Origin of the sequence: Pedobacter sp. UC225_65 (assembly GCF_042698365.1) — a bacterium.
Taxonomy (GTDB): Bacteria; Bacteroidota; Bacteroidia; order Sphingobacteriales; family Sphingobacteriaceae; genus Pedobacter.
The window spans coordinates 1251905-1275677 of sequence record NZ_CP170550.1 but is presented as its reverse complement, the minus strand read 5'-3'; the positions used below and the strand labels follow the sequence as shown (position 1 = coordinate 1275677).

Genomic DNA, 23773 nt, shown 5'->3' with positions numbered 1-23773 from the left:
AGAATGGCTCCATTTTGCTATTTGCGATTAATTAATGCGCAATTTAATAATATCAGTCCGTTTTTATTAGTTTTGACCATACCTTTTTTATGACAGCAGCGGAGATATTAAAAAAATACTGGGGATTTGACAATTTTCGTCCATTGCAGGATGAGATCGTACAATCTGTCTTAAATGGGAACGACACGCTTGCTTTGTTGCCCACCGGTGGCGGAAAATCAATTTGTTTTCAGGTACCTGCAATGCTAATGGATGGGATCTGTATTGTGGTTTCGCCTTTGATCGCCCTGATGAAGGACCAAGTGGAGAACCTAAAGGCAAAAGGGATTGAGGCAATTGCCATTTATGCGGGGATGGGAAAGCGGGAAATTGATATTCTCTTGGACAATTGTATCTATGGCAAAATCAAATTCCTTTACCTATCGCCAGAAAGGTTATTGGCCGAAAAAGTGAGGGCACGCATCTCTTATATGAACGTCAACTTGATTGCGATCGATGAAGCACATTGTATCTCGCAATGGGGTTATGATTTTAGACCACCTTATTTAAAGGTAAAGGACTTACGCGAAATCCTTCCTGGCAAACCAGTCTTAGCCCTAACTGCCACCGCTACGCCTTTTGTAAGGGAAGATATTGTAGAGAAGCTTGAAATGAAAAATGCGCAGGTTTTTGTGAAGAGCTTTGCCCGCAGAAATTTGAGTTATGTTGTTTTTGATCTGGAAGACAAACATAAAAAACTGTTGGAAGTTGCCAGAAATGTAAAAGGCTGTGGATTGGTATATGTACGCAACCGTAGAGAGACTACAGAAATTGCCAATTTTTTAAGACGAAATGGAATAGCCGCCGATTTTTACCATGCTGGGGTAGAAAAAGAACTGCGTTTTAAAAAGCAGGAAGACTGGAAAAAAGACACCATCAGGATCATGGTGGCTACCAATGCCTTTGGAATGGGTATTGACAAACCCAATGTCCGATTTGTGATCCATTTGGATCTGCCAGATAGTTTAGAAGCTTATTACCAAGAAGCGGGCAGGGCCGGAAGAGATGAGAAACGAGCTTTTGCAGTGTTGTTGGCCAATAAATCTGATCAGTTGATCTTGAATGGCAGATATGCTGATAGTTTCCCAACTGTTGATGAAATCAAGATAACCTATCATTACCTGGGTAGCTATTTTCAATTGGCCTATGGTGCTGGGGAGGGCTTAAGTTTTGAGTTTGATGTGGCTGATTTTTGTAAGAAATTTAGTCTTGGTGTAATGAAGACTTTGGCAGCACTCAAATTTTTGGAGCGAGATGGGTACATTACCTTGTCAGAGAATATCTTTTTGCAATCGCGGCTCATGTTTACAGCTAGTCATGAAGATGTATACCGTTTTCAGATAGAAAACTCAGCGTACGACCCTTTGATCAAAACCATTCAGCGTTCATACGGTGGTGCGTTTGATGGCTATGTGAAGATCAAAGAGGCTGACCTGTCCAATCGATTGAAAATATCATACAATGAAGTGATTGCCAGCCTCAACAGGTTACAGCAATTGGAAGTATTGTCTTATTTGCCACAAACAGACCAACCCCAGTTGCAGTTTGTGCTACCTAGGGCTGATCGCATGCATTTGGATATTGATGTAAAATATATCAAATTTAGGCAAGAGATACAGAAAGACCAGATCAAGGCTGTATTGGCTTATGCCAATGCCAACACTTGTAGAAGTCAACAACTGCTCCATTATTTTGGAGAGATGAATGCCGACAAATGTGGCTTTTGTGATATTTGTTTGGCAGAGCGAAAAATAGAAGAGCTGGCCGAACTGAAAGATAAAATCGATTTCGAAATTGTAACCCTGCTGCAAAGTGAACATTACAATTTGGACGACCTTGTTCAAAGCCTAAATGCTGGTACAGAGCATGATAAAATTGAGCGGATCCGGGAGTTATTGGATGCAGGAAAAATCAAAACAGATGGAAAGAAATATTATTTATAGAAATTTAATTACTTTTAGTTTCTCATAAAATTATGCAACAGAAAAACGACAAAAAAGTTATTCGCTCATGGGCCTTTTTCGATTGGGCCAACTCTGCTTATAACTTGGTAATTACTTCAACAATATTTCCAGCTTATTTTACAGCAATTACATCAGATAAGGATAACAATACCATTGATTATGTAACCTTTTTCGGTAGAAAATTTGTGAATTCGGCCTTATACAGCTACGCCATGGCCTTTGCCTTTTTGGTCATCGCTGTCATTTCTCCAATTTTATCTTCCATAGCCGATACCAGAGGAAATAAGAAGATCTTTATGCAGATGTTCACCTATATTGGTGCCTTGGCTTGTTGTGGACTCTTCTTTTTTAAGCTCGACACCTTACAAATCAGTGTGATCTTTTTTGTTTTGGCAGCCATAGGTTTTTGGGGTAGTTTGGTGTTTTACAACTCTTATCTGCCAGAAATTGCCACAGTTGATCAGCAAGATAGGGTAAGTGCTAAAGGCTTTACCTTTGGTTATATTGGTAGTGTTATTTTGCAGTTGATTTGTTTTGTTTTTGTGTTTAAACCTGAATGGTTTGGCATTACGGATGCTTCGCTACCGATGCGTCTTTCTTTCTTTCTGGTAGGGGTATGGTGGATAGGTTTTGCGCAGATTCCTTTCAAATATCTGCCTAAGGGGAGTCCGAATTTTAAAGTTGGGCAACACAATGTAATGACCAGTGGCTTTAAAGAACTCCAAAAAGTTTGGAGACAAGTGAAACAAATGGCTTATTTGAAACGCTTTCTTTTTTCTTTCTTTTTTTACTCGATGGGCGTACAAACTGTCATGTTGATGGCTACGATTTTTGCAGAGAAAGAATTGCACATGACTACGAGTAAATTGATTGCTACCATTTTATTACTGCAGATTGTAGCTATTCCTGGTGCCATGTTGATGTCTTATTTGTCCACCAAAAAATATGGTAACGTGAATGTGCTGATCGGTGTGGTACTGATCTGGATCGGTGCCTGCGTTGCTGCTTATTTTGTACAAACTGAGTATCAATTTTATGCATTATCGGCTGTTGTAGGTTTGATCATGGGTGGTATCCAATCTTTATCACGTTCTACCTATTCTAAATTTCTGCCACAAGACAGTCCAGACCATACCTCGTTTTTTAGTTTTTATGATGTAGCAGAAAAAGTGGCATTGGTATTTGGGATGTTCAGTTTTGGCTATATTGAAGAATATACGGGCAGTATGCGAAATTCTACACTGGCATTAGCACTGTTTTTCGTTTTAGGATTACTATTTTTGTTGCTTTTAAAAAGGGTAGAACCTAAAACAGTTACTGTTGTTGAAGAACAGCAGTCTTAAATTTTAACATCCACCAATGAAGATAGAGTTATTTGTTCCTTGTTTTGTAGACCAACTATACCCAGAAACAGCTTTTAATACCGTTAAGGTTTTGGAAAAGGCTGGGTGTGTGGTGAGCTATAATTCAAAACAAACGTGTTGTGGTCAGCCCGCTTATAATGCAGGGTATTGGGAGCAGGCCAAGGAAATTGGCAATAAATTTTTAAATGATTTTTCTGAAAGCGAATATATTGTAGCTCCATCGGCCTCCTGCGTGGGTATGGTTAAAAATGGATTTAATGACTTGTTTACCAATACGATAGTGCATAACAAGTGTAGAAGCATGCAGGCTAATATCTTTGAACTTTCAGATTTTTTGGTCAACGTATTGAACAAAGATTATTTTGGCGCTGAGCTAGAAGGAAAAGCAGTTTACCACGATTCGTGCAGTGGTTTGCGCGAGTGCAAGATCAAGGATGAACCTCGCCAATTATTGGCCAAAGTACATGGGCTTGAAATGGTAGAGATGAAAGATACAGATATGTGCTGTGGCTTTGGTGGTACTTTTGCGGTTAAGTTCGATGCCATTTCATCGGCAATGGCCGAACAGAAAGTGAACAATGCCTTAGAGATGGATGCAGACTATATCATATCAACAGATTTGTCCTGTCTAATGCATTTAGAAGGATATATCAAAAAGAACAATATACCCTTGAAAACCATGCACATCGCAGATGTACTTGCCAACGGTTGGCTAGAAAGTACAGAGTATTAGTCTTTACATTGTAAAAGAATGGTTATGTTTTGATGAATTAACCTTTTTTAACATTTGAAATCTAAAAACTACAATAAATTTGTAGTATCAAAACAAGAATATATCAATGAAAAAAATAATGATGGCCTTTGTAGGCTTATTTGCGATAGCTTTAACAGCTCAGGCACAAAAAAAATCTGGAGCCATCCAGTTTGAAACCACCATGGATCCTGCTGCAATGGCATCAGCAAGTGGTGTTCAGTTGACGGAAGAAATGAGAGCGCGTATGCCAAAAGCGGTAAAATCTAATTTCGAATTGCTTTTCACAGCTACAAATGCGAGTTATATGCCTGTTGAAGAAACAGAAGATAGCAATGGTGGCGGAGGCGGTGGCATGGGCCGTATGATGATGCGTTTTGGTGGTGCTGGTGGTGCAAGAGAATATTATTATTCTTTCGCTGATCAAAAATTGGTAGAAGTGTTTGATGTAAGCGATACCACTTATGCAATGCAGAGCAAATTAACTGTTGCACCAAATATTCAACCAAACTTTAACATGGGTGGTAACAACAGACAAGGTGGAAATGCTGCGCAGGCAAATACAGGTGCAGTTCAGTTTTTACCAGGTCCGCCAACGATGGAAGTTGTAAAAACAGACGAGACCAAAAAAATATTAGGTTTCAATTGCAATAAGGTCATCATCAAATCTATCCGTAAAGCAAAAGTTTTAGATATGGATAAGGATATTGTAGACGAAACAGCGGTTTGGTATACCAATGATTTAGGTTTTAGCTTTTCTCCAAATCCTAATTTATGGACAGAAGGAACTGTATTGGCTATTGAAAACAAAGGAAATAGTACCATTGCAAAAAGCATCGAATATAGAGGTGTGAGTGCTAAAGACGTAACTGCGCCTAAAAAAGCATTGCCGATTACTGCCGATCAGTATAAAACAAAAATGGAAGCCATGATGAAAAGATTTAGTGGAGGCGGTAGACAAGGTGGTGCTCCGGTAAGAGTAAATATTAATTAATTTTTCCCTTTTTAATTTTTAAAGCCTTCGATTTATCGAGGGCTTTTTTTGTGATTTATAACCAAATCATTTCCAAAAACTGTATCTTTGCAATTCAAAAATCACGTGGTATGTGATTTGATCAAACCATTTTTTTAAACTTTAAATCATAGTTGTAGATGATTAACATTACTTTACCTGACGGGTCTGTTCGTCAGTACGAAAAAGGCACAACTGCCTATCAAATTGCCTTATCTATTTCAGAAGGCTTAGCAAGAAACATTTTAGCAGCAGAAGTAAACGGAGAAGTTTGGGATTCTTCAAGACCCATCGAATCTGATTCTAGTCTCAAATTATTAACATGGAATGACACTGCTGGAAAAGCTACTTTTTGGCATTCATCTGCCCACTTGATGGCTGAAGCCTTAGAAGCATTGTATCCAGGTACAAAGTTCGGAATCGGACCAGCGATCGAAACTGGTTTTTATTACGATGTAGATTTTGGCGACAGAGAGTTCTCTTCTGACGATTTCAAAGCAATTGAAACCAAAATGTTGGAACTTGCTAAACAAAAAGAGGTTTTTAGCAGAGAAAGTGTTTCAAAAGCTGATGCGATTAAATATTTCACCGAAAAAGGTGACGAATATAAACTAGACCTTTTAGAAGGTTTAGATGATGGAAAAATCACTTTTTATACCCAAGGTGCTTTTACAGATCTTTGTCGTGGTCCACACATTCCAAATACTGGTTTTATCAAAGCCATTAAATTAATGAATGTTGCTGGTGCCTACTGGCGTGGTGATGAAACCAAAAAACAATTGACCCGTATTTACGGCGTAACTTTTCCAAAAGCTAGTGAATTGACAGAATACCTGTTAATGATCGAAGAAGCGAAAAAACGCGACCACCGTAAATTAGGTAAAGAATTGGAGTTGTTCATGTTCTCTGAAAAAGTGGGCGCTGGTTTACCAATGTGGTTGCCAAAAGGAACTGCTTTGCGCGAACGTTTGGCCCAATTCTTAACCAAAGCACAAGTGAAGTCTGGTTATGAGCAGGTGATCACTCCACATATTGGTCATAAAAACTTATATGTAACTTCTGGTCACTATGATAAATATGGTAAGGATAGTTTCCAACCCATCAAAACACCACAAGAAGGAGAGGAGTTCTTCTTAAAACCGATGAACTGTCCGCATCACTGCGAAATGTACAAGTTCAAACCCCGTTCGTACAAAGACCTACCGGTTCGTTTTGCCGAATTTGGTACCGTATATCGTTATGAACAGAGTGGGGAGCTACATGGTTTAACCCGTGTTCGTGGTTTTACTCAAGATGATGCGCATTTGTTCTGTCGTCCTGATCAGGTAAAAGAAGAATTTAAAAAAGTAATTGACCTGGTTTTATATGTGTTCAAATCTTTGGGTTTTGACAACTATATTGCCCAAGTTTCTTTGCGTGATCCAGAAAACAAGGCAAAATATATTGGTAGTGATGAAAACTGGAAACTAGCGGAAACTGCGATTATTGAAGCTGCCGAAGAAATGGGACTTCCAACTGTGGTAGAACTTGGTGAAGCTGCTTTTTATGGTCCTAAGTTAGATTTTATGGTGAAAGATGCCCTAGGTCGTAAATGGCAATTGGGTACTATCCAAGTAGATTATAACTTGCCAGAGCGTTTCGAATTGGAGTACACTGGTAGTGATAACCAGAAACATCGCCCAGTGATGATCCACCGTGCACCTTTTGGTTCATTGGAACGTTTTGTGGCTGTATTGATCGAACATTGCGCTGGTAATTTCCCATTATGGTTATCACCAGAACAATATATTATTCTTCCAATCTCAGAAAAGTATGAAGAATATGCAAAAAAAGTTTCAGATGAACTAAATAATTCCGATATTCGCGGGCTGATAGACTTTCGAGATGAGAAAATTGGAAGGAAAATCAGAGACGCTGAGGTTAAAAAATTGCCTTATATGCTGATAATTGGTGAAAAGGAGATGGAAGAAGGGAAAGTTTCAGTACGTAAGCATGGTGAGGGAGATTTGGGAGAAATGACTTTGGCAGAGTTTAGCGCATTAATAATTAAAGAAATAACAGTTTAAATAGGATTTACATTTGGCATTAGGAAGACCAGGATTTAATAGGGGACCACGTCCTCCTTTTAAGAAAAAAGAAGCAGAACATAATATTAATCAGTATATCAGAGCCCAGGAGGTGAGATTAGCTGGAGATAATGTTGAGCCAGGAATTTACCCTTTGGCAAAAGCTTTGGCACTTGCTGATGAGTTGGAACTGGATTTAGTAGAAATCTCTCCAAATGCAGTCCCACCTGTTTGCCGCATTATCGATTATAGCAAATTTGTTTACGAACAAAAGAAAAAGCAAAAAGAGATCAAGGCAAATGCTAAACAAACTGTAATTAAGGAAATCCGTTTTGGACCGAATACCAACGACCACGATTTTCAGTTTAAATTAAAACATGCAGTTAGCTTTTTAGAAAACGGCGAAAAAGTGAGGGCTTATGTACACTTTAAAGGTAGAGCTATTGTTTATAAAGAACAGGGTGAAATCTTATTGTTGAAGTTTGCCCAAGCATTAGAAGATATAGGTAAGGTAGAATTGTTGCCTAAATTAGAGGGTAAACGTATGTTCTTGACCCTTGCGCCTAAAGTAGCAAAGAAGTAATATATTATATAAATTAAAACAGGGTTATGCCAAAAATGAAAACCAATTCCAGTGCTAAAAAGCGTTTTTCGCTTACTGGAACAGGTAAAATCTCAAGAAAGAACGCATACAAAAGTCACATTTTAACAAAAATGAGCACTAAACGTAAGCGTAATTTAGGCCAGACAAGTCTGGTAAGTGACGCTGATATGGGCAACGTTAAACGTATGCTTTGCATCGGTAAATAATTAATTTTTAACCAGATACTCGGTTGTAAGATTGCTGAACCCTTAGGTAAAACGCAACACCGCTTATCAAAAACAACACACTATGCCACGTTCGGTAAACGCAGTAGCTGCTAGACGCAGAAGGAAAAAAGTCCTAAATATGGCCAAAGGCTATTGGGGATCAAGAAGCAAGGTATTTACCATTGCTAAAAACACGGTTGAAAAAGGTTTGCAATATGCTTACCGTGACCGTAAAGTTAAGAAAAGAGAATTCCGCGGATTGTGGATCCAACGTATCAACGCTGGAGCACGTGAACACGGTGTATCTTACTCTCAATTAATTGGTAAATTGGCTGCAAAAAACATTGGTTTAAACCGTAAAGTTTTAGCAGACTTAGCAATGAACCATAAAGATGCTTTTAAAGCAATCATTGATGCAGTAAAATAAGAAATACCATATCAAGGAAAAGGGGAACAATTTGTTCCCCTTTTTTATGCCCGTTTTGTTGGTTTGGAAATATCCTTCGACCTTAGTAAAGCCTATTCTTTTAGATAGCTAGATTTTTTCCGGCTGCTTTGATTGAATTTTTATCTAAATTAACTAACAAAGGGATATTGCCCAAAGATTGAACTTGCGTATATCTTAAAATGTAGGTTTCACTTTCTGTATTTGTTTCACCGTTAAAGATGATTCCTTTGATATCGATGTTGTGTTGTTTTAAGGTGTTGATGGTCAATAAGGTATGATTGATGCTGCCTAGGTAATTCTGAGAGACCACAATTACAGGAATATTTAAGTGCTTGATCAAGTCTATGATCAATTCCTTGTTGTTTAAAGGAACCATTAATCCGCCTGCACCTTCTACGATCAATGGATGATTGGTTTTAGGTAGATGGAATTTCTCCAGTTCGATTTCTATTCCATCCATCTTAGCAGATAGATGAGGGGAGAGTGGATGGTTTAAACGGTAGGTTTCTGGATGGATTTGGCTGGTGGTGTTTGTAATCAGGTTTTCGATAGACAAACTATCACTTTGGTCCAGATCGCCAGATTGGATGGGCTTCCAATAATCTGCATTTAGCTTTTCTGTAAGTACAGCACTTGTGATTGTTTTACCAATTCCAGTGCCAATTCCGGTTATAAAATATGTTTCGGCCATTGTTATTGTAATGTTTTGAGCTGCTCAGCTAGGTTTCGGATTTCTTCATCGCTATTGTAGGTATGCAGGCAGATTCTTAGTCTTTCTTTCCCTTCTGCTACAGTTGGACTAAGGATAGCTTTTACATCAAAACCCTTTTCTTGCAAACCGGCAGCAGCGTTTCTGGCATTTGCATTGCCCTTGACTAAAATAGTCTGTATTGCACTTGAACTTTTGATAATTGGTAGATTTATATTACGAAGCAGCTCGTTGTAAAGGATTATTTTATGAGCGATTTGAGTTGGATAATCATTCGTTGTTAATAATTGGTAGGCACAATTGATCGCCACAATGTGATGAATTGGTGCTGCAGTGGTGTAGATAAAAGAACGAGAAAAATTGATCAGATAATTGCGTAGGGCAGTGCTTCCTAAAATAATAGCCCCGTGTGTTCCGACAGCTTTACCAAAAGTTACAATACGTGCAAAAACATCCTTTTCTAAGCCAAGTTGTACTGTTAAGCCTCGACCTTTATGGCCAAAAATACCAGTAGCATGAGCTTCATCTACAATGAGGTGCGCTTGGTGTTGTTTACACAAATCAACAATCTCTTTAAGTGGGGCTGTATCTCCATCCATGGAGTACACGCTTTCTACCACCACATAGATTAACCCTTTTGCATTTTTGAGTTTTTGCGCTAAGTCATTTAGGTCGTTGTGCCTGAATTTATATCGTTCTGCATGGCTTAGTCTAGCCCCATCAATCAAACTTGCATGGATCAGCTCGTCGGTTATAATGGTATCTCCCCTTTGCGGTACGGCTGATAATAGCCCAACATTGGCATCATAACCCGAATTAAAGATCAATCCAGCTGCTGCTTGGTGAAAATTGGCTATAAACTGTTCCGTTTCTTCAGTATAAGGATGATTTCCGCTTAATAACCTCGAGCCACCCGACCCATTTTTATAATTGGCAATGTTTTTTACCTGTGCTTCGATGAGTTGTTTTAATGCAGGAGACTTGGCAAAACCCAAGTAATCGTTGGAGCAGAAATCAAATGGGAGGGTAGTATTGATCAATTGCCTGAACAGTCCTTTTGTTGTTCTTTCCTGTAATCTATCTTGAAGAAATTGCTCAGCCGAATTCATGATAGGCCAAAAATAAAGAAAGCCTGGCTTATTATCGGGCTTTCCTGTTTATATTTTTAATTCGCAGTTATTTCGAGCTCAATGCCAAAAATACGAATGCGGCCAAAGAAGATCCGATGATAGGACCAATGATGGGTATCCAAGCATAAGACCAATCGCTATCACCTTTTCCTTTCATTGGAATTAAAGCGTGTACAAGTCTAGGGCCTAAGTCTCTGGCTGGATTGATGGCATAACCTGTAGTTCCACCCAAGGCCAAGCCAATTACCCATACCAAAAATGCAACTGGAATTGCTCCGATAGAGCCCAAGCCAATTTTGGTAACTTCTGTAGTCGCTAAAGAGGCATCTGTAATGTAGAAGATCACAAAGATGAGTACAAAAGTTCCTACAATTTCAGAGAATAAGTTTGATACCTTGTTTCTGATTGCCGGGGCAGTTGCAAAAGGAGCTGCTTTTAGACCTTTATCTTCAGTTGCATCAAAATGGTCTTTGTAGATGATCCAAACCAAAAAAGAACCCACCATTGCACCACTGAGTTGTGCAAGTATGTAAAAAGGTACTTTTGCCCAATCAAATCCTTTGGCAATGGCTACGGCCAAGGTTACAATTGGGTTAAGGTGCGCGCCACTATATGGGCCTGCAACTACTACACCCACAAATACGGCTAGTGCCCAAGCGGTTGTGATCACGATCCAGCCACTATTGTTTCCTTTTGTGCCTTTGAGCACCACGTTGGCTACTACGCCATTCCCCAATAGGATCAACAGCGCTGTGCCTATAAATTCTGCAAGATATTCTGTCATTTTGTTTGGTTTATGTTGGTTGATTAATTTTCTGCGTTTACACGAGCGGCTTTAACTGCTCTGTTCCATCCTTTGATGCGGTCTTTATTGTCGATTCCACTTTCTGCTACAAAGGTTTTGTTGATTTTCCACTGCGACTTGATCTGGTCAATGCTGTCCCAGAAACCTGTGGCCAGACCAGCAAGGTAAGCAGCACCGATAGCGGTGACTTCGGTAACTTCAGGTCTGATCACCTTACAATTTAATAGATCTGCCTGGAATTGCATCAATAGATTGTTTGCAGTTGCACCACCATCAACTCTTAGCTCGGCAATGCCAACACCTGCATCGGCTTCCATGGCTTTTAAAACATCCATGGTCTGGTAGGCAATGCTCTCTAAGGCAGCTCTAGCGATATGGGATTTATTTGTGCCTCTGGTTAAACCTGTGATGGTGCCACGGGCATGTTGGTCCCAGTGTGGAGCGCCTAGACCCGCAAAAGCAGGTACAATATAAACACCCTGTGTGTCTTTTACCTTTGAAGCCAATGTTTCTACATCAGCAGATTTAGAGATCATTCCTAATTCGTCTCTAAGCCATTGCACTACAGCGCCACCGATAAATATACTGCCTTCTAAGGCATAGGTAACTTCTCCATTTATTTTCCAGGCGATGGTGGTCAAAAGATTATTGGCTGATATTTTTGCCGTATTTCCAATGTTCATCAACATGAAACAACCAGTACCATAGGTGTTTTTAACCATACCCGGTTCAATGCACATTTGACCAAATAACGCAGACTGTTGGTCGCCAGCGATACCTGAGATAGGTAATTTGGCAGCCAAGATATTTCCTGCTGTTTCTCCATATACTTCACTCGACGATTTTACTTCCGGTAACATTGATTTTGGAATGCCGAAAAGTTCCAATAATTGTTCATCCCAGGTTAAAGTATGGATATTATACATCATGGTACGCGAGGCGTTGCTCACATCCGTAACATGGGTTTGTCCGTTGGTGAGTTTCCAAATCAACCAAGTGTCGATCGTGCCAAATGCCAGTTTCCCCGCTTCTGCTTTTTCTTTGGCACCCGCTACATTTTCTAAGATCCATTTGGCCTTAGTGGCTGAAAAATAAGAATCGATCATCAAGCCAGTTTTGTCCTGTATTTTTTTTGATAGACCCTGACCTCTGATTTCATCGCAATAAGCTGATGTACGTCTGTCTTGCCATACAATTGCATTGTAGATGGGTTGTCCGGTTTCTCTGTCCCAAACTACGGTGGTTTCCCTTTGGTTGGTTATGCCGATAGAATTGATGTCTTTTGCAGATAATCCGGCCTTTACAATCACTTCGGCAGCAACAGACAGCTGTGTAGACCAGATTTCTAAAGGGTCGTGTTCTACCCATCCCGCATGCGGATAAGTCTGTGTAAATTCTTTTTGTGCAATGGCCACGATTTCGCCATCATGGTTAAAAACAATCGCTCTCGAACTTGTGGTTCCTTGATCAAGAGCTAAGATGTAATTGCTCATACGTTTATATTTGGTTAGGTTATTTTAACTCGCCTGTGTTTCTTTTTTTGCTGCGTGATAAATATATCCGTTAGCTAATGTATCAAATATTTCGATTTGATCTTGCTCCCAACTTTGATCTGCACCAGATTCTTTTGCCAACAGCTTGGCTACTTTTGGTGCCATTTGTATCGCTGCATGGGCATCAATAAATAAGATCCTTAATCTTCTACTCAAAATATCTTCTACTGTTTCGGCCATTTCATTTCTGATGGCCCAAACTACTTCAGCAGCGATGTGAGGAAAATCTGGGTGTAGTTTTTCCTGTAGTTCAGGTTGTTGTTTGGCCAAGGCTTCGATGTTGGTGCGGTCTGAACCATAAATATTGAGGTAATTGTCATCATCTACCATCAGCACGCCATGTATTTTTAGGTTTTGCGTTTGGCAAGCTTTTGAAGCCAGCCCCGTATGTTTAATAGCTAAATCAATCGTTTCTTCGGCCATTCGTCGATAGGTGGTCCATTTACCACCTGTAATGGTGATCAGTCCCTTTGCAGATATCATCAATTTATGGTCTCTGCTGATTTCTTTGGTACTGTTGCCATTGGCATCTGTAGGAGCTGCAAGCGGTCTTAAACCAGAAAATACACTTAAAATATCTTTTTCAATTGGTTTTATCTTAAAATAAGCACCTGCAGTGTTCAAGATAAAGTCGGTTTCTTCTTTTAAGGCCCTAGGTTCTAAACTATGTTCGTCTAATGGCGTATCTGTTGTGCCGACCAACAGGTGATTGTGCCATGGCACGGCAAATAAAACCCGACCATCGGTAGTTTTGGGTATCATCAATGCAGATTCGCTATTCAGAAACTCTTTTTTTAGTACAATATGCACACCTTGGCTGGGGCGGACCATCTTTTTGGCATCAGGGTTGTTCATCTGTAAGATTTCGTCTACAAAAACACCTGTGGCATTGATCACTACTTTCGCATTTAACTTAAAGCTTGCTTTTGTGATCATGTCTTCAGTTTCTACCCCTACAACAGCATCTCCTTGCTTCAGTAGTCTAACAACTTTCATGTAATTGATCAGAGTAGCGCCTTGTTCAGTTGCTGTCTGCGCAATGTTGACCGCTAATCTGGCATCATCAAATTTGCCATCGAAATAACTGATGGCCCCTTTAAGCCCTTCCGCTTTGATGCCTGGCATTAAATTTAAGGTCTTTTGCTTAGATAAGTATTTAGAGTTTCCGAAACTGAACTTTCCAGCCAGCCAATCGTATAAGGTAAGGCCTGTAAAGTATTTTATGATTGAAAACCAATCATAGCATGGAATGATAAATTCTTCTTTATGCACAAGATGTGGGGCATTTTGTGCCAATAACCCTCTTTCTTTTAAAGCATGTTTAACTAGACCGATGTCACCTTGTGCCAGATAACGCACACCGCCATGTACCAATTTTGTACTTCGGCTGGATGTACCCTTGGCAAAATCTGATTGTTCTACAAGTAATGTTTTTAATCCCCTGCTGGCAGCATCAAGTGCCGTACCCAGACCTGTGGCACCACCACCAATAATGATGACATCCCATTCGGATTGATCGGCAAGATGGTAATTGTGTATCCTATGCATTATTGATAAAAATAACAAAACGAAACAATAAACAAGTATAAGAAATCATAATCGAAATAATAAAAATCAGTCTATAAATATTTTTAAATTGCTAAAAATGGACTAAGTTTTTGTTTTATTTATTATTTTGCAAGCTAAGTTGATAAACCATGATGATGAATTTAGCTGAAAGGCACCAGTTTATAATTAATCGCATCCAAAAAGACCAATACATTAATGTGGTAGAGTTGTGCAAGGAATTGAAGGTTTCGTCTGTTACGATTAGAAAGATCTGAAACTATTGGAAGAAAAGAACTTGCTCTTTAGAACACATGGTGGGGCTACGGTTAACAATCCTTATACGGTAGATCGACCTGTGAATGAGAAAGAAAAGATACAATCTACAGAAAAAAACAAAATTGGTATTGCGGCAACCCAACTTTTAAAAGAAAACGACTCTATTGTTGTGGCTTCTGGAACCACTTTGCTTTATTTCGTAAAGAATATTCCAAGTGGTTTAAGTTTAACGGTTGTTACTTCTGCATTAAATATCGCTTTGGAGCTGATGCGCGAGCCTAGCATAGAAGTAATCCAATTGGGCGGCCTATTGCGCAAAAGCTCATCATCGGTAATGGGTGCCTATGCAGAGCAGGTATTACAAGATTTTTATTTTAATACCTTGTTTTTAGGGGTGGACGGTATAGACCTAGATTACGGTTTGACCACTACCAATGCCATGGAGGCACATTTGAACCGTAAAATGATTGGTGTTGCCCAAAAGACCATTGTTTTGGCCGATTCTACCAAATTTGGTAAAAGAGGTTTCGGTAAGATATGTGGGCTTGAAGATATCGACCATATCATTACCGATAAAGGCATTTCTCAACAGATCGTTAACCATTTAGAAGGGCTGGGGGTAACAGTTACGATCGTATAACAAATTGTTTCGACTTGTTTTGTGATTGCCAATTCGAATTCTCGGATACTATTAATCGCATGTTAATGTTAGTTTAACGCTGGCCTGCTAGTTTTGTAAGGTAAGGAAGTTGATTATTTGCACGTGACTTTACTGTAAATGCTACAACTGAAATCTAATCTTATTTAATATGAAAAAATATATCTTTCTTGGTTTTTTTGGTGTAATTTCAATCACCGGATTTAAAGTGGCCGACCAACAAAAAAATATGCAGACCGATTTTCCAGCGTTTAGTGCAGAGGCCCATCGTGGTGGAAGAGGCTTGATGCCCGAAAATACCATTATCGCCATGTTGGATGCCATGAAGTATCAAAATGTAACCACTTTAGAAATGGATACGCACATTACCAAAGATGGTAAAGTGGTGGTTACGCACGATGATTACCTGAGTCCTGCTTTTATGTTGACCCCAGAGGGAAATGAAATCCCAAAAACTGATGAAAAGAAATATCCAGTCTTCCAGATGGATTACAGCATATTGAAAACATTTGATATTGGTACAAAAATAAATGTTGGTTTTACGGAACAAAAGAAAATCAAAACCTTTATCCCTTTGTTGGCTGATTTAATTGATAACGTTCAGCGTGAGGTAAAGCAGAAAAACAGAAAACAAGTATTTTATAATATTGAAACAAAATGTTCTCCACAGGGTGATGGGATTACCAATCCAACACCTGAGGTTTTTGTAAAGCTGTTGATGGACGTGATCGAGCAAAAGAAAGTTACACCATTTGTAGTTATCCAATCGTTTGATAAAAGGACCATCCAGCTGATCCATCAAAAATATCCTAAAGTGAAAACGTCTTTTTTGGTAGCCAATAGAAAAACATACGAAGAAAATATGGCGGATTTAGGTTTCAAACCATTTATTTTAAGTCCTGAGTGGAGAATGGTTGACACAAATTTAATCGAAAAAGCACATGCCGATGGTGTGAAGGTCATTCCGTGGACGGTAAATACTGCTGAAGATATCAATCGTTTGAAGTTGCTTAAGGTAGATGGAGTGATTACTGATTATCCGGATCTATTTTAAACTATTTAGGTGACATAAGTTGTTCTGAAATAAAAAGTCTCCCAATTTTGCGGGAGACTTTTTTTATTTAATTATTTGCAGGTGGAGGTGGAGGGGTTCCTTTTCCTGGTCGTTGTCCTCTCGGACCTTTACCACCTTTTCTATCTTTCATTTTGTCTCTCATTTCATCACGAGATGCAGCTAATGTTTTTTTCTGGTCTGCAGTTAAAATTGCATCTATCTTTTCTTGATTGGCTTTGAAAAAAGCTTTACGCTCTTCCATTTTACCTTTTATGGCTGTTCGGTCTTGTGTACGCCATTCATCGTTCTTCTTGATGCGATCCAATTCAATCTGTTGTATCTTTTGTTTTTGGTCGGCAGTTAAACTCAGTTTTTGCTGTAATGCATTTGCCATTTTTTCAGCCCTCTGCTCAGCAGTTGCTCTTTCTTTACCCGGTTTTTGGGCGTAGCTAGCAGTAATTCCCATTACCACAAAAGCCATTGTATAAAATAATTTTTTCATCTGTATGTTGTTATTTATTACGATAGATGAAAAAACGACGATAGAGTTTAATTAGCGTTTGTTAAAATATGTTAATTCTTATTGAGCTGAGAAATAGATTTTTGCATCTGCGCCATCATACTTGATAAGGTTTCGATTGTTGGTTCTGGTGTTGGATCTGGTAATGAAGTAGAAATGTAGGCCTTCGCTTTCCAGATCTCTAAGATGTCATCTGCATCAATTGAATAAGGATCATATACTTTATTGTCTGAAATCAGTTTCAATTCTTTGTTCTCTTTGAAACGGTTGCCGGCTCTTTTATAAACCACACCTTCGTTTTTGCTGATGATCACATAGGTTTCTCCAGTTTTAACTTCGCTCCAATTGTCAAGATATTCTCCAATAATTACACTTCCGGGTTGGATGGGTAACATTGAATCGCCCATGATTTCAAAAGCCCTAAAAGTTCCCTGCCTTAAAGCGGGTAGGGGAAGCTGGAACTTTGGCAGGTCTTGGATGTATTGTGGGTCTGAAAAACCATTCAGGTATCCAGCGCTGGCTTTAACAGGTACCAATTCTATGTTTTCATTATCGTGCTGATCAACAGAAATGCTTAAAACCCTAAGGTTGGATCCTTGGCTTTTTGGTTTCGGTTTCCAATTGTCATTTATGTTTTCATTGATAAATTCATCAATGGTCAAATCAAAATACTCTGCTATTTTTTTTAGTAAATCATATTTCGGTTCAGCCCGGTCTTCTTCATAGGCTCCAATTAATGAACGCTTAATTTCCATAGCATCAGCAAATTGCTGCTGTGTATGACCTTTTTTCTTTCTTAAGTACTTAAGGTTGGATGAAATGTTTGACATAAAAAATAATTTTAAAATAAATTTGTTTTTACTAAAATTGTTAGTATTATTGTGCCAATAAAGTTAGTAATATTTATTTAAAGTACAAGCAATAATCTAATTAATTTAGTTTTTACCCTTTAAAGCCGAGAAATCATGAGAAGATTTGTTTACATCGTAACCGACAGAAATCGCACAAGTTTACACGTAGGAATGAGTGCAGACCTTATTAAAACGCTTGATTTCTACAAGCAGATGCCAAATCTATTTTTTGATAGCGCTCAGCAACTTACACGTTTAGTATATTTTGAAGAGTTTAAAACTGAAGCACAAGCTTTGAGTCGCTTTAAATTGATCAGTCGCTTTACTAGGCTACAGAAAGAAAGGATTGTACGTTCTTGCAATCCAGATTGGATTGACCTGACCATTGGCCTTGATTTTGAAAATATCCTTTCTCATCAAAAGCTGAATACACAGGTAGCATTGCCACTAAGCATTTTATCTTAATATCAACCTATAAATAAAAAAAGCGGTCAAGATAACTTGGCCGCTTTTTTAGGTTTTAAGCTGTTTTAATTTACCAGCCTGGTGCAAATGTTAAACCAAATACGCCACCTTTAACATCTTTACGTTGAAAAGGAAAAGCATAATAAGGTTCTAATATAAATGCATTAAATAGATTTACCCGCAACGAAACCCCAGCACTTAATGCAGGAACACGTTCTAAAGGTGTTCCATCCGGTAATAATGCACTGCTCGGCTGACCTTTGAAAGCTACTTTTGAATCTTCTGTCCACGCTAAACCGGCATCAAAGAAGAAGTTTAAGTCTGTGAACAAAAACCTAGATTCGATTTGCGCTAATTTTTTTGGTCCGGTAAATGGTATCCTGATCTCAAAATTGAATACAGCAATCTTACTTCCAGACAGTTGGTTGATATCGAATGTGCCAGAATTTTGGTTCTTACTGTTGTAGAATGAATTTGCTTCATAACCTCTGATCAGGTAAGGATAGCCAATAAACATCGGATAAAGGTTTTCGCCATCTCTACCCAAACGCATGTAATTATAGGCCCTTACAGCAAAGGTTAGGGGTTTGGCCCTAAAGTACTTTCTGGCATCGAGAGAGATTGCCGTGAAGTTGTAATCACCAAAATATTGTTCGGCACCAACCCTATACCTAAAGCCATCTAGAGGCCCAGTCATACCAAATATGGAGTTGTCGCCAATAAATGAAGCATTTGTTTGGTAGATGGTGAAAGACTCAAGTGGAATACCTAATACGTTCCTTGCATCAGCTTTAGAAACCTTTTCTCTGTCTGCACCTAAATAATAAGCAGGATAACCATTTACATCCTGGTAATAGTTGTTGAATCGATCTAAACGATAGCTATAACGTGATAGTGCGGTCCCTAATTCGAAACGATGTACTTTATTGAAAGGATAAGAACCAAAAACTTCTAATTTATCTTCAAACGTCCTTAATATATTGGTACTGATCGTATCAATTGGGTCGCCACCTTTATTAGGGTTATAAGCACCAAATGTTCTGAAACCAGTTACATAAGGAATGTGAGAAGCTGCAACTCCCCAATTGATCCTGCTTTTTTGGTTGATATAGCCTACCAGTCCACCAAAATCGTAGATTTCGCCATTTACAGAAAGGTTGGCAATGATTTGGTTTCGACCTAATATATCGCTAAACATACCGATGATACCCCCTTGTACGCCTGTTCCGAACCTGCTTGTAGAAACACCTACACCGCTATTTGCTAAATAATCCAAGCGGAATTTAGGCCTATAAGGAACGGTTTTCATCGAATCCTGACCTGTCTTTTCGAAACGGTCAAAGTTGCCAAGGTTTGAGTTGACGATGTTAACGCCTACATTTTCCATTGGAGGCAAAATGGCCGGACCAAAATTCACCTCATTTGCATTTACAACCTTTGCTTTAAAATTGCTCAAAGGCGAGTTGTATAAAGTGTAACGCTGGTAACGGTAATAACTGTAGATGATATCGTCGTTACGGGAAACAGTAATTGCAGGAGAAAACTCTGTAATCCCACTAATTCCTGTAAAGTAATCTGTTAATTGTTTTACAGAATTATCTGCTAAGGTATATTCGTACAGGTTCCTGAAACCATCTCTATTTGACAAGAAGAAGATCCGTTTGCTATCTCCAGAGAATTGTGCATTTAAGTTATTAGCACCTTGGAAAACAGGGATATTGCTCAATGTTTTGCTGGCGATATCATAAACCGTTAAGTTGATCGGATGAACTGCATTGATGTTTCCGGCCATCATGGCTGCCCTGTCGCTAGAGAAAACTATTTTGGTTCCATCAGGGGAGAAGTTAGGCGCATAGTCAGAATATTCATCATTGGTGATCTGCGTTACTTCTTTTGTGGTGAGGTTATAAGAGAAGATATCACTTTGACCTTCTACCATACCCGAAAAAGCAATTTCATTGCCACTTGGCGACCAGGTTAGGTTGCCAAACTGTTCTACCTTGCCCATACCTGTTTGCAGAACGGTATTGCCATTGGCTACATCTACAACCAATAACTGGTTTCTTCCTTTTCCAAAAATACTAAAAGCAAATTTCTTACTGTCTGGAGACCAGGTACCAGCAGATTCGATGAAATTGAAATCATCAATATGGGTATTGGCAATCTGACTACTTAGCTTTCGAATGATCTTGCCCGTTTTGGCATCGGCTAGAAAGAGGTCTATACCAAACAGATCTTTTTCTGATAGGAAAGCCAGGTATTTGCCATCAGGACTAATAGAAGGGGCAACGTTCATGTTACCAGCATTTTTATTGTCTATGATTTTGGTACCAGTGATTTTGATCTGAGAACTATCTGCTTTTAACAAAGGCCTGTAGTGCTGCTCAATCGAATTTTTCCATAAACCAGATAAGGTTCTATCGTCATAACCAAAAGTATATCTTATTCCATTTTCATAACCATATTTAGCTGTGGCCTTAAATAAAGGTACAATCGTTGTATCGCCATAAAGTGAGCCTATAAAGGTCCAAAATGCTTGGCCATAACGATAAGGGAAGTATTTGTTAGAGTTGGTCAGATCTTTTAAGGAAGGGATATCCCTATTGAGCAAGGCATCCCGCATCCACATTGATGTAAAGGCATCTTTTTTACCTACAGACAAGTATTCGGCCATACCCTCAACCATCCATAATGGAGTATTGCCAACGTTTTCTAAACTGATTGAATCCTTTTCAAGTAATAAATGGTATTGAAAGGCATGGACAAGCTCGTGGCCTAAAACATGTCGTGTTTGGCTATTCAGTTCTAACACAGGCATGATCACCCTGTTCTTTAAAGCTTCGGTAACACCACCAGTACCTACGCCAATCTCACCATTTAAGGCGGTTGTTTGTTGAAAATCAGGGTGGTTACTGTATAAAATGATTGGATTCTTCTTTAAAAACGTATCCCTAAATACTTCTTGGTGCATTTTGTACCAAGTTTCAGCATCTTGAGCAAACTTTTTCAGCAGCTTTTCATTTTTTATGTAATAGTAAATCTCAAAGTGAGGAGTTTGCAGAACCTTGAAATCCTCATTTTTATACCTCACTCTGTTCTGGCCAAAATATTGCGCCTTTACAGTTGTAAATGATACCAAGATGAGCAATAAAATCAGGAATGATTTTTTTGATAAGGTAATGTTTCTATTCATGTGTCGAATTTTTAAGAACAATTTTATATTAAATTACGGAAAAATATATGTGTTAGATGTATGGAGGTTATTGGCCTCCATTTCTTTGTTGTTTCTCTTTTTCTTTTTGCTCCTGTTTTTGTTTTCTCTTCAATTCTCTTTCTTCTTTTTTGGTCAACGGAACAGTTGCTGGAGGTGTTTGTTTTACTGGAGTTTCAGTAGTTTTCTTTTCTTCTTGTTTGGGTTGTACCTCAGGTTGCTCGGTCTTAGGTATTTGTGGTTCATCTACAACAGGAATGCTCATATCCAAAGAATCTATAGCCGCGCTATCTACTGCAGTTGTATCAATTTGTTGAACAGGAGTAGGGCAATTGATGTTTCTGGTAATTTCAACCTTTGCTTTAGGGAAAGGACCATAGGTATACCCAGAATTAGGGACTTGGTAAACTTTTTCCATAAACTTGGCGAAAATAGGTAGGGCAGTACGAGATCCTTCTCCCTGTTCTCCATTTTTAAAGTGTGCGGTACGTTCATCACAACCTACCCAAACACCAGTTACTAAATCTTTGGTAATACCCATATACCAAGCATCCACATAATCTGAAGAGGTGCCGGTTTTACCACCGATCTGATTGTTCTTTTTCCATAGGTCCCATTCCCATAAGGCCCTCGATGTTCCTCCTGGCTCGTCCATTCCACCTCTAAACATATACAACATCAGCCAGGCTATTTCTTCACTTAAAACGCGTTTGGTCTTTGCAGTAAACTCTTCGATCACATTATCGTTTTGGTCTGTGATCCTTTCTACCAAAATTGGGTCGGTTTTTACACCTTCATTTAAAAAAGTGCTATAGGCTTTAACCATTTCGAACACGGTTACATCATTTGGACCCAAACTTACAGAGGGTACAGATTCTAGATGACTTTCGATACCACATTCCTTAGCCCATTTAACTACATTGTCCCAACCCACTTTTTCAGTTACTTGGGCTGTGATGGTATTTACAGATTTGGCCATTGCCCAACGGAGCGACATTTCTTGATAGCTGTTGCTCCAATCTGCATTTTTAGGTTCCCAATATTCGGTTTTACCTTTGTTCTGGTAAGCAATTTTAACAGGTTTGTCTACAAAAGTATCACATGGACTCATGCCGCTTTCTAAGGCAGCTAAATAGGCAAATGGCTTAAAAGTAGAGCCAGCTTGTCGCTTGGCTTGGTTAACGTGATCGTATTTGAAGAATTTATGGTCTATACCACCAACCCAAACCTTGATCTTACCTGTTTTTGGTTCCATGGTCATCATGCCTGTATTCATGATCTTTCCGTAGTAACGGATAGAATCCATAGTAGAAAATAAGGTATCACGGTCTCCTTTGTAAGAAAAGATCTTCATCTTTTTCTTTTTATTAAAATAGGCATCTACAGAATCGGTATTGTTGTTGTATTTTTTCTGTAAGAGGGCATAGATAGGGAGGTTGCGTTTGGCCCTTTCAGGGTAATCCACTTTCTTACGTTCCGAATCTTCCCAAGGATCTTTCGTTTCCCCAAACACTATAAAACCTTTTCTGTAAAGTTTTCATTTGGTCCTTTACGGCGTCTTCTGCATAACCTTGTAGTTTAGAATCGATGGTAGTGTATATTTTTAGACCATCTTCATATAAGTCGAGGTTATTGTCTTCACACCATTTTTCCAGGTATTTGTCTACTGCTGCTCTCAGGTACGAATCGCCATCACTGCCATCTTTCATCTTACCTTCTTTCAATTGTATGGGTTGTTTAACCAAAAGGCCTAAACTATCCTTGCTCAGATAGTTGTATTTGTTCATCTGGCTCAATACCACATTTCTTCGCTCTAAGGCTCTTTCCGGACTTTTTAGTGGATTATAAAGGTTTGTACCTTTAAGCATGCCTACCAACAAAGCGGCTTCGGTAGTAGAAAGTTCTTTGGCTTCCTTGTCAAAATAGATGCGGGATGCGGTTTTGATTCCATAAGTATTATTGCCAAAAGATACCGTATTGAGGTACATGGTAATGATGTCGTTTTTATTATAGTTCGATTCCAGCTTTAGGGCTGTCATCCATTCTTTAAGTTTAGAGACCAATGTGCGTAACACTGGTATGTGTTTGATCAATCCAGATGATTTGCTATATCTGGTGCGGTAAAGGTTTTTGGCCAATTGCTGGGTAATGGTACTGGCGCCACCATCTTTTCCCATGCCAATTACTGCTCTTCCAACTGCCTGTACATCAATACCCGAATGTTTGTAAAAACGAACGTCTTCGGTAGCTACTAAAGCCTTGATTACACTTGGCGATATTTCTTCGTAATTAACAGGAGTTCTGTTTTCTTTAAAGTAACGTCCAATTAATTTACCATCGGAAGTATAGAGTTCTGAACCAACACGTTGTGCAGGTTTTTTGATGTCGCTGTAACTTGGGGAATAGCCGAAAAGCCATAAAAAGTTAAGCTGTAAGGCGCAGAAGAAAATGATGATGTAAAATATAAAAAAGGCGATATAACGAACGTATCTATTTTTTATTTCTTTAAACATGGGATAAAGATGTAAAAATCGTGAAA

At 38.9% G+C, this 23773-nt stretch carries 20 protein-coding genes and 1 pseudogene; 12 read left to right on the top strand and 9 right to left on the bottom strand.

What is annotated here, in order from left to right; all coding sequences use genetic code 11:
* Positions 1-89: 89 nt before the first annotated feature.
* The 8 genes from ACFJIZ_RS06675 to rplT all read left to right on the top strand — a co-directional run bounded on the left by ACFJIZ_RS06675 (position 90) and on the right by rplT (position 8433).
* Positions 90-1982, top strand: coding sequence for an ATP-dependent DNA helicase RecQ (locus ACFJIZ_RS06675; RefSeq protein ID WP_379091707.1), 1893 nt, complete (start codon positions 90-92; stop codon positions 1980-1982).
* 32 nt (positions 1983-2014) lie between these two features.
* A complete protein-coding gene (locus tag ACFJIZ_RS06670; RefSeq protein WP_379091706.1) occupies positions 2015-3346 on the top strand; it encodes an MFS transporter in 1332 nt (443 codons plus the stop codon).
* A gap of 16 nt (positions 3347-3362) precedes the next feature.
* A complete protein-coding gene (locus ACFJIZ_RS06665) occupies positions 3363-4100 on the top strand; it encodes a (Fe-S)-binding protein (protein ID WP_379091705.1) in 738 nt (245 codons plus the stop codon).
* 106 nt (positions 4101-4206) lie between these two features.
* Positions 4207-5112 (top strand): hypothetical protein, encoded by a 906-nt coding sequence (locus ACFJIZ_RS06660; RefSeq protein WP_379091704.1) that lies wholly within the window; start codon positions 4207-4209, stop codon positions 5110-5112.
* Between the two features lie 158 nt (positions 5113-5270).
* Positions 5271-7196: a threonine--tRNA ligase gene (gene thrS, locus ACFJIZ_RS06655; protein ID WP_379091703.1), complete on the top strand. Its 1926-nt coding sequence runs from the start codon at positions 5271-5273 to the stop codon at positions 7194-7196.
* 13 nt (positions 7197-7209) lie between these two features.
* Positions 7210-7779, top strand: coding sequence for a translation initiation factor IF-3 (gene infC, locus ACFJIZ_RS06650; RefSeq protein WP_055131820.1), 570 nt, complete (start codon positions 7210-7212; stop codon positions 7777-7779).
* Positions 7780-7805: 26 nt separating this feature from the next.
* On the top strand, positions 7806-8006 hold the full coding sequence (gene rpmI / locus ACFJIZ_RS06645; protein WP_055131819.1) for a 50S ribosomal protein L35: 201 nt from the start codon (positions 7806-7808) through the stop codon (positions 8004-8006).
* An 82-nt stretch (positions 8007-8088) separates the two neighbouring features.
* Positions 8089-8433, top strand: coding sequence for a 50S ribosomal protein L20 (rplT, locus tag ACFJIZ_RS06640; RefSeq protein ID WP_055131818.1), 345 nt, complete (start codon positions 8089-8091; stop codon positions 8431-8433).
* A gap of 100 nt (positions 8434-8533) precedes the next feature.
* Here rplT and bioD read toward each other — a convergent pair whose 3' ends face one another.
* From bioD to ACFJIZ_RS06615, 5 genes are all read right to left on the bottom strand, one after another.
* Complete coding sequence (bioD, locus tag ACFJIZ_RS06635; protein ID WP_379091702.1) at positions 8534-9145, bottom strand: dethiobiotin synthase; 612 nt, start codon at positions 9143-9145, stop codon at positions 8534-8536.
* 2 nt (positions 9146-9147) lie between these two features.
* Complete coding sequence (locus ACFJIZ_RS06630; protein WP_379091701.1) at positions 9148-10272, bottom strand: aminotransferase class I/II-fold pyridoxal phosphate-dependent enzyme; 1125 nt, start codon at positions 10270-10272, stop codon at positions 9148-9150.
* A 67-nt stretch (positions 10273-10339) separates the two neighbouring features.
* Complete coding sequence (locus ACFJIZ_RS06625) at positions 10340-11077, bottom strand: MIP/aquaporin family protein (RefSeq protein ID WP_379091700.1); 738 nt, start codon at positions 11075-11077, stop codon at positions 10340-10342.
* Between the two features lie 23 nt (positions 11078-11100).
* On the bottom strand, positions 11101-12591 hold the full coding sequence (glpK, locus tag ACFJIZ_RS06620) for a glycerol kinase GlpK (RefSeq protein WP_379091699.1): 1491 nt from the start codon (positions 12589-12591) through the stop codon (positions 11101-11103).
* A 24-nt stretch (positions 12592-12615) separates the two neighbouring features.
* Entirely contained in the window at positions 12616-14199 is a 1584-nt protein-coding gene (locus tag ACFJIZ_RS06615; protein ID WP_379091698.1) for a glycerol-3-phosphate dehydrogenase/oxidase, read from the bottom strand.
* A gap of 149 nt (positions 14200-14348) precedes the next feature.
* On the opposite strand from ACFJIZ_RS06615, the gene ACFJIZ_RS06610 reads away from it, so the two are divergent.
* The 3 genes from ACFJIZ_RS06610 (at position 14349) to ACFJIZ_RS06600 (ending at position 16187) form a co-directional block, all read left to right on the top strand.
* Positions 14349-14474, top strand: coding sequence for a DeoR family transcriptional regulator (locus tag ACFJIZ_RS06610; RefSeq protein ID WP_379091697.1), 126 nt, complete (start codon positions 14349-14351; stop codon positions 14472-14474).
* Positions 14475-14479: 5 nt separating this feature from the next.
* On the top strand, positions 14480-15115 hold the full coding sequence (locus ACFJIZ_RS06605; RefSeq protein WP_379091696.1) for a DeoR/GlpR family DNA-binding transcription regulator: 636 nt from the start codon (positions 14480-14482) through the stop codon (positions 15113-15115).
* A gap of 169 nt (positions 15116-15284) precedes the next feature.
* A complete protein-coding gene (locus tag ACFJIZ_RS06600; RefSeq protein WP_379091695.1) occupies positions 15285-16187 on the top strand; it encodes a glycerophosphodiester phosphodiesterase family protein in 903 nt (300 codons plus the stop codon).
* Between the two features lie 67 nt (positions 16188-16254).
* On the opposite strand, the gene ACFJIZ_RS06595 is transcribed toward ACFJIZ_RS06600, so the two are convergent.
* Positions 16255-16689, bottom strand: a complete 435-nt coding sequence (locus ACFJIZ_RS06595) for a hypothetical protein (protein ID WP_379091694.1) — start codon at positions 16687-16689, stop codon at positions 16255-16257.
* Between the two features lie 71 nt (positions 16690-16760).
* Positions 16761-17537, bottom strand: a complete 777-nt coding sequence (locus ACFJIZ_RS06590; protein WP_379091693.1) for an XRE family transcriptional regulator — start codon at positions 17535-17537, stop codon at positions 16761-16763.
* A 135-nt stretch (positions 17538-17672) separates the two neighbouring features.
* Between ACFJIZ_RS06590 and ACFJIZ_RS06585 the strand changes: the two genes are divergently transcribed.
* Positions 17673-18023, top strand: coding sequence for a GIY-YIG nuclease family protein (locus ACFJIZ_RS06585; RefSeq protein WP_379091692.1), 351 nt, complete (start codon positions 17673-17675; stop codon positions 18021-18023).
* A gap of 70 nt (positions 18024-18093) precedes the next feature.
* Here ACFJIZ_RS06585 and ACFJIZ_RS06580 read toward each other — a convergent pair whose 3' ends face one another.
* Both ACFJIZ_RS06580 and ACFJIZ_RS06575 read right to left on the bottom strand, forming a co-directional pair.
* Complete coding sequence (locus ACFJIZ_RS06580; protein WP_379091691.1) at positions 18094-21216, bottom strand: basic secretory protein-like protein; 3123 nt, start codon at positions 21214-21216, stop codon at positions 18094-18096.
* A gap of 67 nt (positions 21217-21283) precedes the next feature.
* Positions 21284-23747 (bottom strand): annotated as a pseudogene (locus ACFJIZ_RS06575) (transglycosylase domain-containing protein).
* Between the last annotated feature and the right edge of the window lie 26 nt (positions 23748-23773).